The 13,675-nt window shown below is 46.5% G+C and carries 16 protein-coding genes; 6 read left to right on the top strand and 10 right to left on the bottom strand.

From position 1 onward, the window contains the following. Positions 1 to 235: 235 nt before the first annotated feature. The 5 genes from AC58U0_RS27985 to AC58U0_RS27965 all read right to left on the bottom strand — a co-directional run bounded on the left by AC58U0_RS27985 (position 236) and on the right by AC58U0_RS27965 (position 2,176). Complete coding sequence (locus AC58U0_RS27985) at positions 236 to 685, bottom strand: spore germination protein GerPE (RefSeq protein ID WP_497382132.1); 450 nt, start codon at positions 683 to 685, stop codon at positions 236 to 238. A gap of 3 nt (positions 686 to 688) precedes the next feature. Next, positions 689 to 871 (bottom strand): spore germination protein GerPD, encoded by a 183-nt coding sequence (locus AC58U0_RS27980; protein ID WP_057303656.1) that lies wholly within the window; start codon positions 869 to 871, stop codon positions 689 to 691. A 3-nt stretch (positions 872 to 874) separates the two neighbouring features. Next, positions 875 to 1,639 (bottom strand): spore germination protein GerPC, encoded by a 765-nt coding sequence (gene gerPC / locus AC58U0_RS27975; RefSeq protein ID WP_497382131.1) that lies wholly within the window; start codon positions 1,637 to 1,639, stop codon positions 875 to 877. 61 nt (positions 1,640 to 1,700) lie between these two features. Then, positions 1,701 to 1,910 carry a spore germination protein GerPB gene (locus AC58U0_RS27970; protein ID WP_497382130.1) on the bottom strand — a complete coding sequence of 70 codons (210 nt, stop codon included), beginning with the start codon at positions 1,908 to 1,910 and terminating at the stop codon, positions 1,701 to 1,703. Between the two features lie 41 nt (positions 1,911 to 1,951). Beyond that, on the bottom strand, positions 1,952 to 2,176 hold the full coding sequence (locus AC58U0_RS27965; RefSeq protein WP_497382129.1) for a spore germination protein: 225 nt from the start codon (positions 2,174 to 2,176) through the stop codon (positions 1,952 to 1,954). Between the two features lie 131 nt (positions 2,177 to 2,307). Here AC58U0_RS27965 and AC58U0_RS27960 point away from each other — a divergent pair, with 131 nt between their 5' ends. Beyond that, positions 2,308 to 2,766 (top strand): Hsp20/alpha crystallin family protein, encoded by a 459-nt coding sequence (locus AC58U0_RS27960; RefSeq protein WP_497382128.1) that lies wholly within the window; start codon positions 2,308 to 2,310, stop codon positions 2,764 to 2,766. 94 nt (positions 2,767 to 2,860) lie between these two features. Here the strand turns inward: AC58U0_RS27960 and AC58U0_RS27955 are convergent, their stop codons facing one another. The 3 genes from AC58U0_RS27955 to AC58U0_RS27945 form a co-directional block, all read right to left on the bottom strand. Beyond that, entirely contained in the window at positions 2,861 to 3,379 is a 519-nt protein-coding gene (locus AC58U0_RS27955; RefSeq protein ID WP_497382127.1) for a C40 family peptidase, read from the bottom strand. Between the two features lie 241 nt (positions 3,380 to 3,620). Continuing rightward, positions 3,621 to 4,988 (bottom strand): sensor histidine kinase, encoded by a 1,368-nt coding sequence (locus AC58U0_RS27950; protein WP_497382126.1) that lies wholly within the window; start codon positions 4,986 to 4,988, stop codon positions 3,621 to 3,623. After that, positions 4,985 to 5,749 (bottom strand): response regulator transcription factor, encoded by a 765-nt coding sequence (locus AC58U0_RS27945; RefSeq protein WP_497382125.1) that lies wholly within the window; start codon positions 5,747 to 5,749, stop codon positions 4,985 to 4,987. The genes AC58U0_RS27950 and AC58U0_RS27945 overlap by 4 nt, the downstream gene beginning before the upstream one ends. 202 nt (positions 5,750 to 5,951) lie before the next feature. On the opposite strand from AC58U0_RS27945, the gene AC58U0_RS27940 reads away from it, so the two are divergent. After that, entirely contained in the window at positions 5,952 to 6,275 is a 324-nt protein-coding gene (locus tag AC58U0_RS27940; RefSeq protein WP_057303663.1) for a hypothetical protein, read from the top strand. Between the two features lie 89 nt (positions 6,276 to 6,364). Here the strand turns inward: AC58U0_RS27940 and AC58U0_RS27935 are convergent, their stop codons facing one another. After that, positions 6,365 to 7,330: an aldolase catalytic domain-containing protein gene (locus tag AC58U0_RS27935; RefSeq protein ID WP_057303664.1), complete on the bottom strand. Its 966-nt coding sequence runs from the start codon at positions 7,328 to 7,330 to the stop codon at positions 6,365 to 6,367. A 168-nt stretch (positions 7,331 to 7,498) separates the two neighbouring features. Here AC58U0_RS27935 and AC58U0_RS27930 point away from each other — a divergent pair, with 168 nt between their 5' ends. From AC58U0_RS27930 to AC58U0_RS27915, 4 genes are all read left to right on the top strand, one after another. Next, positions 7,499 to 8,605, top strand: a complete 1,107-nt coding sequence (locus tag AC58U0_RS27930; RefSeq protein ID WP_497382124.1) for an inositol monophosphatase family protein — start codon at positions 7,499 to 7,501, stop codon at positions 8,603 to 8,605. Positions 8,606 to 8,670: 65 nt separating this feature from the next. After that, on the top strand, positions 8,671 to 9,087 hold the full coding sequence (locus AC58U0_RS27925; RefSeq protein ID WP_497382123.1) for a hypothetical protein: 417 nt from the start codon (positions 8,671 to 8,673) through the stop codon (positions 9,085 to 9,087). A gap of 757 nt (positions 9,088 to 9,844) precedes the next feature. Beyond that, positions 9,845 to 10,630: a hypothetical protein gene (locus AC58U0_RS27920; protein WP_497382122.1), complete on the top strand. Its 786-nt coding sequence runs from the start codon at positions 9,845 to 9,847 to the stop codon at positions 10,628 to 10,630. Between the two features lie 175 nt (positions 10,631 to 10,805). Next, complete coding sequence (locus AC58U0_RS27915; RefSeq protein WP_497382121.1) at positions 10,806 to 12,161, top strand: dicarboxylate/amino acid:cation symporter; 1,356 nt, start codon at positions 10,806 to 10,808, stop codon at positions 12,159 to 12,161. Positions 12,162 to 12,214: 53 nt separating this feature from the next. Here the strand turns inward: AC58U0_RS27915 and AC58U0_RS27910 are convergent, their stop codons facing one another. After that, positions 12,215 to 13,474, bottom strand: a complete 1,260-nt coding sequence (locus AC58U0_RS27910) for a BaiN/RdsA family NAD(P)/FAD-dependent oxidoreductase (RefSeq protein WP_497382120.1) — start codon at positions 13,472 to 13,474, stop codon at positions 12,215 to 12,217. Positions 13,475 to 13,675 lie beyond the last annotated feature (201 nt).

Raw genomic sequence — 13,675 nt, 5'->3', positions numbered from 1 at the left:
GAATTTCTCGAGAAGTTAAAGAAAAATGAAGTAAAGCCGTTTAAACTCGCAATTTAATAAGTAATCTGTTGCTTTAGTCGACTAGTGTCCAGTATTAGGGGGTTAGACCGATCATTCGACCGAGGGTGTGGGTGCAAACATATATTCATTCATTTTTTCATTCATCCAGCAACATCACGCGAGCATACATGGCGATGGATTCCGATTTTAGAAACTCAATGTCGCTCTCCTAAAGTTACTGCTGGGGAGTCGCTTCGAAGAAGCCAACGCCTTCTTCTTTGCCTAGTTTGACAAAGGTTGTCTTTTCTTTGGGGCCGGGTTTATCTGTGACGAATTGGCGGATGTTTTTGATGCGGGTTTCGCCACTGGTGATACGATTACAGCCGATCTGCAACATAGAGGAAGAGGAAACGCCAAGAATACGGATATTATGCACACGAATAAATGAGCCTAAGTTATCCACACACATTGTGAAGGGTTCATGAGGCTGGGGGATGGGAAAGGGTCTTTGATAAAAGGGATAAGCCTTGAAGCTTCCCTCATTCCCATAATAGAAGGGAACTTCACGCTGGACAGCGAAGACTCTTGTTTTTAGAGCTGTGTTGACGTTATCGCCAACTTGCATGATACTGCTTGAGCTTAAGTCATTGATATAGACATTGCCGACGATGGATAAGCGAACCATAGGTCAACCCTCCGATGGAAGAGGTACGAATGGAGAAATGATGACCGATTCGGGAGGGGTGTCGAACATGGAGGACAATGAAATGACTTCCGTATCGCCAATAAGAAATACAGAAGAACTGGCGACCCCGATGATTCGCACATCACCTACGAAAAGTTGTTTGTTTTCCACATGTAAGTTCAGCATATTCTAGCCTTCCTTCCTTGGTAAACTGGATATGTAACTCTCAATTGCACTGATTATGTCTTGTTTTGTTTTCTCAAAAATACTAGTTGTGACGGCATCCATCGGTTCTTTGAAACCGACACTGCGGTACTGATTGATATAAAGCTGAATGCGTGTGTCTAGCTGTTTACGGATATCATCGATAATGAGGGCTTTGTAATCTTCGTCCAATGGATACTGATATTTGTTTTCGAGATTGTGCATATCGGCATGAACACCATATTGCAAGTATTGTTCTATTCCGCTAGAGACTTCCTGCTGAATGCCAAAACCTGCGGGATTTCCTTTCTCCTGTTCTTGCCCTTGATTCCCCGCCCCTGGACCTTGCTTTTGTTCTTGCTCTTGTGGTCTCTGCCCTATTCCATGCCATTGACTTATTCCTTGACCTTGCATTTGCCCTTTCATTTGCCCTTGCCCCTGAAAAAATGCATTCGCATCAGCACCGGCATATTTGCCCATCGAGGCACTATTCACTGATAAGTCATCGATTTGGTCAAGTAAGCTGGGGCTGATACCGATTGTTAAGGTCCCGTCTAGCTTTTCGACTTTGAGTTGATCGAATTTATATTCAATTTTATCGATGTGGACGCCCTTCTGATTTCTCAAGGCGTTGAGGTCCGTTTGCAGTTTGCTTACGGTTTGTTCGAGCGTATCGATTCGCTGTTTCTGCATCTCAATATAGGCGGAGACCTGCTGGGCCCATTGCTGCCAAGTTATACAATTCTGCATCTAGGAAAGGCACCTCCTTCCGGTTTCATTGAGCTTGTAACACCCCGAGCTGGGGAATATATTAAGTTGGCGGTGGTAAAGGAACCAGAGAGACGGGGTTCGTTGTGCTTGCCCCCATCTCTGGAGCGGATTCAACGAAGCCGCCTGTATTGTAAAGATTAGATAATGATCGGATAGATCCGGCGGTGCCAATTTGCAGAACGGAGGAGTTAGCGACTGAGTCCACTTTTAAATGCTGAATCATAATGGTCTGATGAATGGTCCAGTTCATTTTGGATGAACACCTCGCTCAGGTTAATAAATGAATGGATATTAAATGATAATTCCGCTGGCATTGTTTTCGATAAGGTCGGAATCGTTGGTTACGGTGGTGCTGTAGGCATTATAGATGCGAGGAAAATCCCCGGTATTAAATGAGCCTGCTCCGGCAAAAGTTTTGGAGGAGCTATTAGGTGCGATGATAAAGGAATCGCCGAATTGGACAACGGAGCTCGGCCCCACGCTGATGATTTTGACATTCCCTACGATAGATGGCATAGTTGATCCCCCCTTGCGCTAATCACAACTATAGTATATGAGGGTATTCGCCTAGTGGTGCCCTGTTTTTCCTCGGGGTGTCACATCAGGGAGTAGGCACATATACTGCTAGTGAAAATGAGGTGATGAGCTTGAGCGGGTTTAATCGCCATCCTTGGCTAAAATGGGAGCAAGTTGAGAAGTTCCTTGGGCAAAAGCTGCCTTTCGGTGAAAAAGGGCAGACCTTTCTAGATAATATGACGTGGGCCGAAGGATATGTACAGGACATGCTGAAAAAAGCAATGCCGGGTTTGGATGCCACTCTCTCTTCCCAGGGATTTGCGGGCTCTGAAATCTTTGAGACGCATGAACACGTCATTATTAAAGTGAAGATTGCCAAAGATGAAGATCCAAAAGCGCTGCAGGTGTTTGTGAAATCCAATCAGATTAAGCTGACTGGCTTTCTCAGCGGCAAGAACCGAATCATTAAGCTGCCGACCCTTGTGCAGCCGAGGACGGCTAGAGTGAGCTACAAACAACGTCTGCTGCAGATCAAGGTACGCAAGCGAGGCTTGAGGGAAAACTATGTTGAGGCGTACATCCGTTACTAGCGAGTCAGTAGGGCGGAATACATTACGGCTTGCAGATTCCTAGGTGAAAAACAAAAACCCTCAAGCCATATGGCTGAGGGTTATCCTTGTTGAACTATAGGACGCGGCGAGCGGTCATGTAACGGGACGACCAAGTTCCGCTGTGAATGTTAGTAATGCGGACTCCGCCTGCACCGTATGTCTGCAGTAGGTTACCGTTGCCCATATAAATGGCTACATGGTTAATGACGCCGGGTTTGCCCGGAATAGAGAAGAACACGAGATCGCCTGTGCGAAGGTTGCTTCTAGATACGTATGTTCCGACATGGGATTGCTGTTTAGATGTCCGCGGCAGGTTTACGCCAACCCGCTTGAACACGTATTGCGTGAAGGAGGAGCAGTCAAATGTTCGCGTTTGGCCCGCTTTTGCACCGAATTGATAAGGTCTTCCCAAATAGTTTTTACCAATCGAAATCACTTGACTGCCACGAGAAGTTGCTGTGATTGATGCATCGATAGCTGCTGCTGCTCCGGCTTGATGAGGCGCACTCACCATTCCTGCAGAAAGTCCTATGGAAACGGTCAATGCCGTAATGACTAATTTTTTATACCACGTTTTTTGATGGTTTTTCATCTGGAATGCCTCCTTAGAGTTTTCGTAAGTAAACTTACGTTGCAAGCCTATGCTAAGTTTTCATTAGAAAACTTGATTTGCAAGACTCTTCTACTGAGCTAACTTGTGGATTGTTCGTCTAACAGCCCAAGTATACCAGATGAAATTCCACCTAACATTTACCTTGCAGCCCTGTGGCCAGTGGTATCAATGGTGTTAAGATAAATTCTGAGAATATGATGAGAATTCCATTATAATATTTTTATTGACATGTTCTTGGCAGCGTAATCAAAGCGGTAGTTCCTTGACCTAAACAGCTTTTGAGCTGAATGGTCCCCTCATGCTTCTGAACGATATGCTTCGCAATAGCCAGTCCCAGACCCACTCCGCCTTGCTTGCGATTCCTTGCTTTATCCGTCCGATAGAAGCGGTCAAAAAGGTGCGGTATGTCACTTTCTGCAATACCAATGCCTTGATCAATGACTTCGATGGTAACGCATTTGTTCTCTGTGATGCCGATTTTCAACACAACCATTTGCTGGCTGTATTTGAGCGCGTTATCTAGCAAAATAATGAGAAGCTGCCTGATCTTATAAGGATCTCCGGTCATAGGAAGCTCTTTCAGATCTTGCGCAATCTGCACCTCAATCTCTCTGCTGGAGGTGACTCTAAGCGAGCCTGCGGTTTGCTGGGCAATCGGAAGGAGGTCGAAGGTGCTCTTTTGTTCACAGTCTTCTCGCTCTTTATCGGTAAGGGAGAGCAGATTTTGCGTGAGAATCTTCAGCTGGGCTGATTCGGAGATGATGGCTTCGAGCGCTTCTTCACGCAGCTTATCATCCCGGAAAGCCCATCTTCGCAATAAGCTAGCGTAGCTCTCAATGATCGTGAGCGGCGTACGCAGCTCGTGTGACGCATCCGCAAGGAATTGCTCTTGCTTTTGAAACATTTCCTTCAGCCTATCAATCATTCTATTAAATGTTGCACTAAGTATGGTTAACTCATCATTCGTGAGCTTGTCGGGCAGGGGGATGTGTCTAAAAGAGCCGCTTTTCTCAATATTTTGCATGGTGGTTGCTAATTGCTGAAGCGGCCGAAAGAGCACATTCGTGTAGAAATAACCCCCAAGGAGAGCTAGGATCAGCGCACCCGTGGAAGTTAATAAAAGTATAGAGATGAGCATGCGGGAGTATTCACCCAACCTCCGCAGGTTGCGTCCAATTTCTAAAATAGCAACCTGATGGCCTTCTTTGAACACAGGCATTTTCACGAATATAAAAATTCCGTCGGGCGCTGTTTCTAAGATGACCGTTTCTTTGTCTACATATTTGGCAAAAAAGCGGAGCAACTTGGGGTCAGAATATATTTGGTAAACAACCTTCGAATCAGGAGCAATATACCGTACCATTTCTTGCGGAATGAGGAGCTCTTCCATCTGCGAGTTATTCTGCCAATATTCCGGATGATTAGGTAAATCCTTCAGAATCAGGGTGCGGGCTTTTTCTTTCAGCAGCTCCAGTTCGCCATTGGTTGTAACCCGAATGAACATATAGTAGACAAAGGTGAAGCTGAAAAAAAGGATCAACATCAGTCCTGCGGAAACCCACAGTGTGATTTTCAACTTAAGGCTCATGAGGGTGTCTGCCCGTCTTTAGGGAGAGCTTCACCAGCTGATTCGTCCGCCTCTTTGCTTGAGGAAGGTTCAACCTTCAGCAAGTAGCCGATACCGCGCATCGTCTGAATGAGCTTGGAGGAGAAGGGCTTGTCCACCTTTTGCCGCAAATATCGGATATACACGTCAACCACGTTCGTATCCCCTACGAAATCATATCCCCAAACCTCCGAAATGATCTGCTCCCGCGACATCACTTCATCCTGGTGCTGAATCAGGAAGCGCAGTAAATCAAACTCTGTAGGCGTTAATTCGATCGGTGTACCTTCTCGGGTAACGGCTCTACTCTTTAAATCCATGGTTAGATCATCCACTTTAAGTAAATGAGGCTGCTCTGCTGACTGGTCCTGAAAGCTTTTTTGGCGGAGCAGACTGCGAATGCGGGCGAGCAATTCGATCGTGGCAAAAGGTTTCGTCACATAGTCGTTAGCGCCTTGGTCAAGTCCGCTGACTCGGTCGGGGACGGCGTCACGTGCCGTCAGCAGGATAATGGGAAGGGTAGCGGTTACCTGCCGTATGCGGCGAAGCACCTCTAGACCGCTCAATTCCGGCAGCATGACGTCAAGCAGGATAAGCTCCCAGTCCTCCGACTCGTCTAAGGCTGCATTCAGTCCAGAGCGCCCATCTGCTCTTATATGTACCTCATAGCCCTCATGCTCCAGCTCCAGCTGAAGCACCCTAGCGATGCGTTCTTCGTCCTCAATTAGCAATATGCGGCTCATGGCGGATAGATTTCACTCCTAACGGCTGGCTGATGGTCAGCGGTGTCGATTCGTTCTTTATTTTCTCTATTCGGTACATTTACATACATATGTGAAAAGCCCAGTCTTTGGGGAGTGTCTCGTTAGCGTTCATTAGCCTAGTCCGCGTTCCGCCTTTGTGACATAAAATAACCTATAGAAGACTAACGAAGGAGTAGGACAAATGAGCATAACTCCAAAAAAGAAAGTGCGCATCAAAACTAACCAAAAAGTAGCGATTTTACTGCAGGACCACGATGCTACCGCAAAAGTCTATGTAGAGATTCAAGGGGAGTTCAAATCCCGGGAGGTTATGGTTGAGGCGCTAAAACGTTTAGAAGACGGATTGATCTACGCAGACGAGAATTGTACAGAGTTAATCGAGAGTGAGTATATTGAAGTTTTCCCTAAAAAAACCCCGTATCGCCGAGAAGAAGAGGATTTCATCTTCCTCATTGACCGTGCGTATGCAGAAGACTACGTCGTATCAGCCAAAATCATCAAATAGGTTAAGGCATATGAAAAACCCCCTATCGATAGATCTAAAGGCCGAAGCCTTCGAGAACTGTCAATAAGGGGTCTTTTTAGTTGAGAATATTAGTTTTTATGAACAATAGGAGCTGTTTCTACGGAAGTCAAACGGTCATAGAAATCTACAAAGTTATTTCTTTCATCTGAGCTAAGTTGAGCCATAGCCGTACGCGGATGCTCATCAAGCGCTCCTACGATCATGTAAGGAATGAGATAGCCCCAATCCCATTTTTGACGCATAGTAATCATGTGTTTCTCGATAATTTCTAGTACTGGACGAATGTCGTAACGTGCTCCTTTTAAATAGCTAAGAAGTAGTTCCGTCGTACAGTTCCCTGCTGCGCGGCCCATTCCATATACGGAGGAATCAAGGAAAGACACGCCTTTGGAAGCACCGGCAATTGTGTTTGCGAAAGCAAGCTGCAGGTTGTTGTGCATGTGTAAGCCTAGTTCTTTCTCAGGAAGCAGACGTTGGAACTTCGTTACGAGGTAGTCAATGTCTTTATGATCCATGCTGCCGTAGGAGTCTACGATATAGACAACGTCAACAGGGCTTTTATTAATTTCTTCAAAAGCTTCAACCAGTTCATTTTCCATTACGTGGGAAAGCGCCATAATGTTAATGGATGTTTCGTAGCCCATGTTATTGAACTTTTGAACAAGCTCCAGGCCTTTATCAACGTCTTTGATGTAACAAGCAACGCGGATCAGGTCAAGTAAGCTGTCTTCACGAGGTAAAATGTCGTTCTCATCGACACGGCCGATATCTACGAGAGCAGATAGTTTTGTATCGGTTTTTTTGGTAATAACGTCACGAAGAAAGGACTCATTTAAGAATCTCCAAGGACCGGACGCTCCGCCTTTAAGCAGCTTTTCCGAGTTTTTATAACCAATTTCCATATATTCTACACCGGCTGCACTTAAGCCGCGATACATGTCTTGAACAAATTCCACGCTAAAATCCCAATCGTTCACCAAACCGCCGTCCCGAATCGTACAATCCAATATCTTGTGTTGATGCTGCTTAACCATACTCGTATTGCCCCTTTCGACTGCTTATATCGCTTCTGATTTTGCTATATTATCACTTATGTAGAGGCTGCTTGTCAATGCAGCAGTGTGCGTTTGCGACAACTTTTGCAGGGAGGATATGGTAAAATATGAGAAGGAGTACTAGATTACTTGAAGGGGCCTAAGTGAATGAATCGTAACGAGTGGTCATTAGCAAGAGAGGTTGCTGTTAAAGCGGCAACGAAAGCAGGAGAACTGGCAAGAGAGCGTTTCGGAGGTAAGCTGACCATTCAGCATAAGGATGATCGCGGCGATTTGGTCACCGAAGTAGATGTGCAGGCGGATCGTTTGATTGTGGAAGACATCCTTGCGGTGTTTCCGAGTCATCGTATATATAGTGAAGAAGCGGGTGAAGGAGGGGCAGTCAGCGATTGGGTTTGGCATGTCGATCCGCTGGATGGAACGAATAATTTCGCCTTGGGCATACCGCTTTATGGCGTTTGCATCTCTTTGAGTTATCAGGGACAAATTGTCCTTGGGGTAATCCGTGATTCGGCTTTGGGGCTAAATTATGTTGCTGTTAAAGACGAAGGTGCTTGGCAGGAGGATGTTGAACTTGAGGCGAAGCCGAAAGGAATGTTGGTCAAGTCCACAATTTCATGGATTCAAGGCCATGGGGTTGGCAAGGACGATCATAGAGCGTTGGGACTAAGGCATCATCTAGAGCATTCGGTTAAAAGAGTGCTGCGCATGTGGGCGCCGTCATTGACCTGGGCGATGCTCGCCAGAGGCGACCTTCATGGTGTCGTGTTGTACAACTCCGAAGGTGAGGATTTGTACGCGGGTTTGCTGCTCGCGCAGGAGGCCGGCGTGAAGGTGACGGATTTCGCGGGTAATCCGGTAGCTATGCTTGGTGGTACGGCTGCTGTGGTGGGTAGAGGGATAAGTGCAGGTGTGAGTGCGAGTGCGAGTGCAAGTGCGGGTGCGAGTGCGAGTGCAGGTGCAAGTGCAAGTGCAAGTGCAAGTGCAAGTGCAAGTGCAGAAATAAGTACAGGGACAAATATAGGTAGTAATGCAGATACAATTGCAGGTACAAATGCAGATACAAATACAGGTACGAATACAGATACAAATGCTGGTACAAATGCTGGTACAAATGCGGGTATAAATCCAGGTGTGAGAACAAGCTTCGAAGAGGGGAGAGAGATGGCACAGGCAGTTTACTTGGTGGCTGCTGTGCCAGAATATCATGCGGAGCTGCTGGCATTCGTGCAGGAAGCCATGAACGTAGAATAAAGTGGGAACAATATGTAGATGATAATGGCATACTTTGCATGTTGAGGAAGAAAGGATGCTGTGCGATGAAGAGCTTTGTTCCTATATTTTTTGAATTTGAGAAGGAGCGGGATGCGCTCCTTGCGCTTGATACGCTGGACGAGCTCGGCTACAAGCCGGAATTACTGGGTGGAGAGATGTCCACGGTGCATATCCATCTTGATGAACAGGAGATAACCTCAGCGCTAGAAATTGCGCAATCACACGGCGGGCGCTTAGTGGATCGCCCGCAGGCTGAGTCAGAGCCAGCGATATACTCCATGGCGTACGATCTGGAGGGTTCCATCCGCATTCCGGCCCACACCGTGAATGAGGATTGGTCCGAGAGCTACGCTGAGGCGAACGCATCGCCCGTAACCGACGCAGTGCCGAGCGAGGAAGAGGCAGCTTTTGACCCGTCTGCTGACGACTACAACCATTTCAGCGCCGGTATTCGGATGTAAAATGGAGCGGGGAGTCGGCCCGGAAGCTAAAGTGAGCGAATTCCGTTCGAATGAGCGAGCTTATGGCTCGAATGAGCGAGGTGCAGCCAGCGAGGGGCGAACCGACGCGTGGCGCAAGAAAACCGAGCTGGTCGTGCGAAAGCATAGCCATAGCGATGAAAAACATCGCTAACTCGCGCCCGCGGCCGAGCAACCCCGCCATAAGGATGAAAAACATCCTTATGTTGGGCCAGCTTCACCTACCCTCACAATCCACGTGTCCACTCATCCGTGGGCGTTCCTTAGCACTAGCCCGAACTGGGTTAGTGCTTTTTTGGTAGGAAGCCGAGTTGTACCACGTACAACAATTTCCATGATTTCATCTGGGTAAGCTAAAGAATGTTGTATGTTGTACAACAATTTAGCCTTTTTATAGGCTATAGAGCCACATTTGGCTGGAATTGTTGTATTTTCTGCAACATTCGCGCGGGAAACCTCGATTAGCTTGCCTATTGTTGTACAAAATACAACATCTCACGGATAAGCAACCGAATGTTACACATATTCGTCTTGGGCGTAACTTTTGTGCATAAGCCTTTGCAAACACTCTCGCCCAAGGACTGAGTAAGCCGAGTACTTCAGCTTATTTATTCACTTCTATCTCTGCTGCTTTCTAGGCATGCGCCTTTTTATTGTAGATAACACAGAATGCGTAACCTTTACCATCATTACCGCGTCTGGTGAGATAAGGAAGTAAATTTGTGGAGGAGTGATTCGGATGAGACGCATGGTGGAGATGGTTTTGGTGGCAGCAATAATAAGCGTGATGACTGGATGTATGGGTGATCAAACAAAAGGTGCCACAGGCACAAGCAATAGCAGCAGCCCTCAACCGACATCAATGGCCCCACAGACAGCAGCTCCTTCTGCATCATCGACGCCAATCTCACCGGCACCAACACTCACACCGAATTCAACCGCACAGGTACCGAGATCAACTACTACTCCTCCTAGTATCAAACCAAGTCCAACTTCGTACGCCAAAGAAGCCGACGCGAAAAAAGCAATCGAAAGCCGAGCCAAAGAAACGATACAAGCGCTGAAAGAGAAGGATCTGAAAAAGCTAGCTGAGCTAATCCATCCCAAAAAGGGTGTACAATTCTCGCCGTACTCCTATATTCATGTGTCGAGTGATGTCCAGGTTCTAGGCAGCGGGCTTGCAGCCCTTTGGGCAAATACAAGTACGACACACTGGGGCGATTACGACGGTTCAGGTGACCCCATTGATCTCACTTTTCCCAACTATTGGAACAAATTTGTATATAACGAAGATTTTGCAGCCGCACCGCAAATCAGTTATAACATGATTCTCGGCAAAGGGAATATGATTAATAATGTATTCAGTGTATATCCGACGACTTCAGCGATTACGGTGGAGTATCATTATCCCGGTCTAGATCCACAGTTTCAGGGGATGGATTGGACCAGTCTGCGGCTTGTTTACGAAAACTCAGGGACTCAGTGGTATCTAGTTGCAATTGTGCATGACCAGCATACGATGTAAATCCATTTTCCGAATTCAATAAAACGTTTAAAAGCCGTATTAAACCTCGATTTTTCCGTGGAATAGTTCGGTTTTTCGTTTTTTTTGAAAATTAATTATTGACAGGTTACGCCTAATGTCATATTCTTATCCCATAAAACCGAGTAACATCGTAGGAATTAAGGAGATGATTCTAGTGAATAACAATTTAGTGACGGCATTTCAAACCAACTGGGTCAGCCTAGTCGTATCCATTATCATTATCGGGTTCCTCTTCTTATTGGCGAAAAAGAGAGTAAGCTTTGGTAACCGTGTTTTCATTGGTTTAGGACTTGGTTTAGTAGCAGGGGTAGTTTTTAATCAACTGGGGCTTCAATTTAAAAGTGTGAGTACGATCGGAACTATCTATGTAAACTTGATCAAAATGCTCGTAATGCCTTTAGTACTTATTCTAGTCATAAACAGTATTTCATCGTTATCCAGTCTAGGCCAACTCCGTAAACTGGGTTTGAAAACGATCGGTTGGTTCTTGCTAACAACAGGAATCGCAGCGCTGATCGGTTTGATTGTTGCTTTGGTGATTGATCCGGGTAACGGCATTGCACAGGCTGTACCGAAGGATTTTAAAGCAAGAGAAATTCCTACGTTTTCACAGGTTATTCTGGACTTAGTACCTTCCAATCCAATTAACGATATGGCAACTGGGAAAGTTGTACCGGTTCTGATCTTCGCGATTTTTGTTGCTGTAGCCATTGTACATGTCGGCTCGAAAAAGCCAGAAAGTGTAGCAGCAGTTAAATCGTTTATTACATCGGCAACAGCTGTGGTCCACCAAGTAGTTAAGTATGTTATTCGTCTGACACCTTATGGGGTGTACGCGTTAATCGCAGCAATGGCTGCCAAATATGGTTTGGATACACTTGCTCCTCTGGCTAAAATTATCCTAACTTCTTATGTAGCTTTGATTATTCACTTCGTGTTGATCTTCGGTGGTTTGGTGCTTTTCGTGGCAAAAGTAAACCCAATCAAATTCTTCAAAAAGGCTTATCCGACAATTGCTGTCGCATTCACAACACGAAGCAGCTATGCAACGCTGCCTGTGAATTTGGAAGTAATTACGAAGCGCCTTCGTGTATCACCGCGTATTGCAAGCTTCGTGGCACCGCTTGGGGCAACGATGAACTTCAACGGCTGCGGCGGGGTTTGGCCGGCGGTTGTGGCGATATTCGTAGCGAAGGTTTACAATCTTCCGCTTGGCATTTCCGAATATATTATTCTTATCTTAGTTAGTGTGGTTTCCTCCATTGGTGTGGCTGGCGTTCCAGGTCCAGCTGCGATTTCGACAACAGTTGTACTTACAGCTTTAGGCTTGCCTTTGGAAGGTATGGGTCTTGTGCTTGGTGTTGAAGCACTGATCGACATGGGCCGTACAGCAGTTAATGCTACAGGAACAACAGTTACGGCATTGCTCGTGGCTGAGTCTGAGGGAGAATTCGATCGTGCAGCATTTGATCGTGACGAAGAAGACGACCTCGAATTGGCTACAGCATAATCAATGAACAAAAGGAAGAAGGACCTGCATCTGAGGATGCGGGTCCTTCTTTTTTATGCCTGCTGAGCAGCATTCTTGCCAGCCATATAGCCAGTAGAAAATGCCGCGGTAATGTTATAACCGCCCGTATAGCCGTGAATATCGAGGATCTCACCGCAGAAATAAAGCCCATTCACGAGCTTAGACTGCATCGTGCTCGGATCGATTTCTTTCAGCTGAACGCCGCCTCCTGTGACGAAGGCTTCTTCTATAGAGAGTGTCCCTTTGACGATAACGGGGAAGGCTTTCATCAGTTTGCACAGCTCGAGCCATTTTTGCTTCGGGATATTGTCGTACGTAAGCTGATCGTCCAAGCCAGACTTCTCGAGCATGATCGGGATTAGGCGATCGGATAGAAGTGGCTTAAGCACGTTTTTGATCGCTTTTTTAGCTTCAGCTTTGGCGAGAGCCATGCTTTGGTTGTAAACCTCGTCCGTGCTTTGATCCGGAAAGAGATCAACGGTTAAGAGTACTTCTTTACGCTCTGATTTGGCGAGCTCTTTTATGACGAATTGACTACAGCGCAGCGCAATCGGCCCTGACAAGCCAAAATGAGTAAATAACATATCGCCGCGGTGGGAGATGATCGATTTCCCTTTGGCGTTCCACACGCTGAGTGTCACGTCCCGCAAGGAAAGACCTTGCAGCTCACGGCTGCGGATAAAAGCTTCTTTCGAGGTTAAAGGCACCTCGGTCGGGAACAGCTGCGTGATGGTGTGCCCGCCAGCTTCGGCCCAAGCATAACCGTCTCCTGTCGAGCCGGTATGCGGCACAGAGCATCCGCCGGAAGCAATGATAACAGCTTTGCTGTTCATCGTTTCGCCGGAATGCAGACGAACGCCTTGGACGCTGCCGTCCTTGTACAAGACCTGCTTGACCGGACTATTCGTCCGGATCTCGACACCCTGTCTGCGAACTTGGCCGATCAACGCGTCTACGACGGTTTTGGCCTTGTCGCTGATAGGAAACATACGACCGTTGTCTTCTTCCTTCAGGCGTATCCCGAGATTTTCAAAGAAATTAATGATGTCCTTGTTGCTGAAATGGGTTAAAGCACTGTATAAGAAGCGCCCGTTGCCCGGAATATGCTTGATCAATTCATCCATGTCTTTGTTGTTCGTTACGTTGCATCTGCCGCCGCCGGATATCCCGAGCTTACGCCCCAGCTTGTCCCCTTTATCCACCAAAAGCACCTTCGCGCCATCCATACTCGCAGCAATGCTGGCCATGAGTCCAGCGGAACCGCCGCCAATTACAATTACATCATATGTCATTTGAATAAAGCCCCTACATCGCATATTTTGACACCATCATAGCATGCAAAGCGTGTCTAGTTCAAAGTAGGGGGACAGTCAGATATCCGATTTAGGTGTTAACAAAGTTATAAAAGATGCACACAGGTTGTGGATAACATGTTGATAAAACAGATTATTTTGTGAATAAATTGTAAGGGTATTGTGGATAAAGTGTAATTG

It is taken from the genome of Paenibacillus sp. J31P190 (genome assembly GCF_059692075.1).
The sequence above is the reverse complement of the archived record's forward strand: the minus strand, read 5'-3'. Positions and strand labels throughout refer to the sequence as shown.

What these genes read in the sequence shown, in the direction of transcription:
- AC58U0_RS27950 (WP_497382126.1), bottom strand. Translation starts at nt 4,988, where the DNA reads ATGAGCCTTAAGTTGAAAATCACACTGTGGGTTTCCGCAGGACTGATG.
- AC58U0_RS27980 (WP_057303656.1), bottom strand. Translation starts at nt 871, where the DNA reads ATGCTGAACTTACATGTGGAAAACAAACAACTTTTCGTAGGTGATGTG.
- AC58U0_RS27985 (WP_497382132.1), bottom strand. Translation starts at nt 685, where the DNA reads ATGGTTCGCTTATCCATCGTCGGCAATGTCTATATCAATGACTTAAGC.
- AC58U0_RS27935 (WP_057303664.1), bottom strand. Translation starts at nt 7,330, where the DNA reads ATGGTTAAGCAGCATCAACACAAGATATTGGATTGTACGATTCGGGAC.
- AC58U0_RS27930 (WP_497382124.1), top strand. Translation starts at nt 7,499, where the DNA reads ATGAATCGTAACGAGTGGTCATTAGCAAGAGAGGTTGCTGTTAAAGCG.
- AC58U0_RS27955 (WP_497382127.1), bottom strand. Translation starts at nt 3,379, where the DNA reads ATGAAAAACCATCAAAAAACGTGGTATAAAAAATTAGTCATTACGGCA.
- AC58U0_RS27920 (WP_497382122.1), top strand. Translation starts at nt 9,845, where the DNA reads ATGAGACGCATGGTGGAGATGGTTTTGGTGGCAGCAATAATAAGCGTG.
- AC58U0_RS27925 (WP_497382123.1), top strand. Translation starts at nt 8,671, where the DNA reads ATGAAGAGCTTTGTTCCTATATTTTTTGAATTTGAGAAGGAGCGGGAT.
- gerPC (WP_497382131.1), bottom strand. Translation starts at nt 1,639, where the DNA reads ATGCAGAATTGTATAACTTGGCAGCAATGGGCCCAGCAGGTCTCCGCC.
- AC58U0_RS27945 (WP_497382125.1), bottom strand. Translation starts at nt 5,749, where the DNA reads ATGAGCCGCATATTGCTAATTGAGGACGAAGAACGCATCGCTAGGGTG.
- AC58U0_RS27910 (WP_497382120.1), bottom strand. Translation starts at nt 13,474, where the DNA reads ATGACATATGATGTAATTGTAATTGGCGGCGGTTCCGCTGGACTCATG.
- AC58U0_RS27940 (WP_057303663.1), top strand. Translation starts at nt 5,952, where the DNA reads ATGAGCATAACTCCAAAAAAGAAAGTGCGCATCAAAACTAACCAAAAA.
- AC58U0_RS27965 (WP_497382129.1), bottom strand. Translation starts at nt 2,176, where the DNA reads ATGCCATCTATCGTAGGGAATGTCAAAATCATCAGCGTGGGGCCGAGC.
- AC58U0_RS27970 (WP_497382130.1), bottom strand. Translation starts at nt 1,910, where the DNA reads ATGAACTGGACCATTCATCAGACCATTATGATTCAGCATTTAAAAGTG.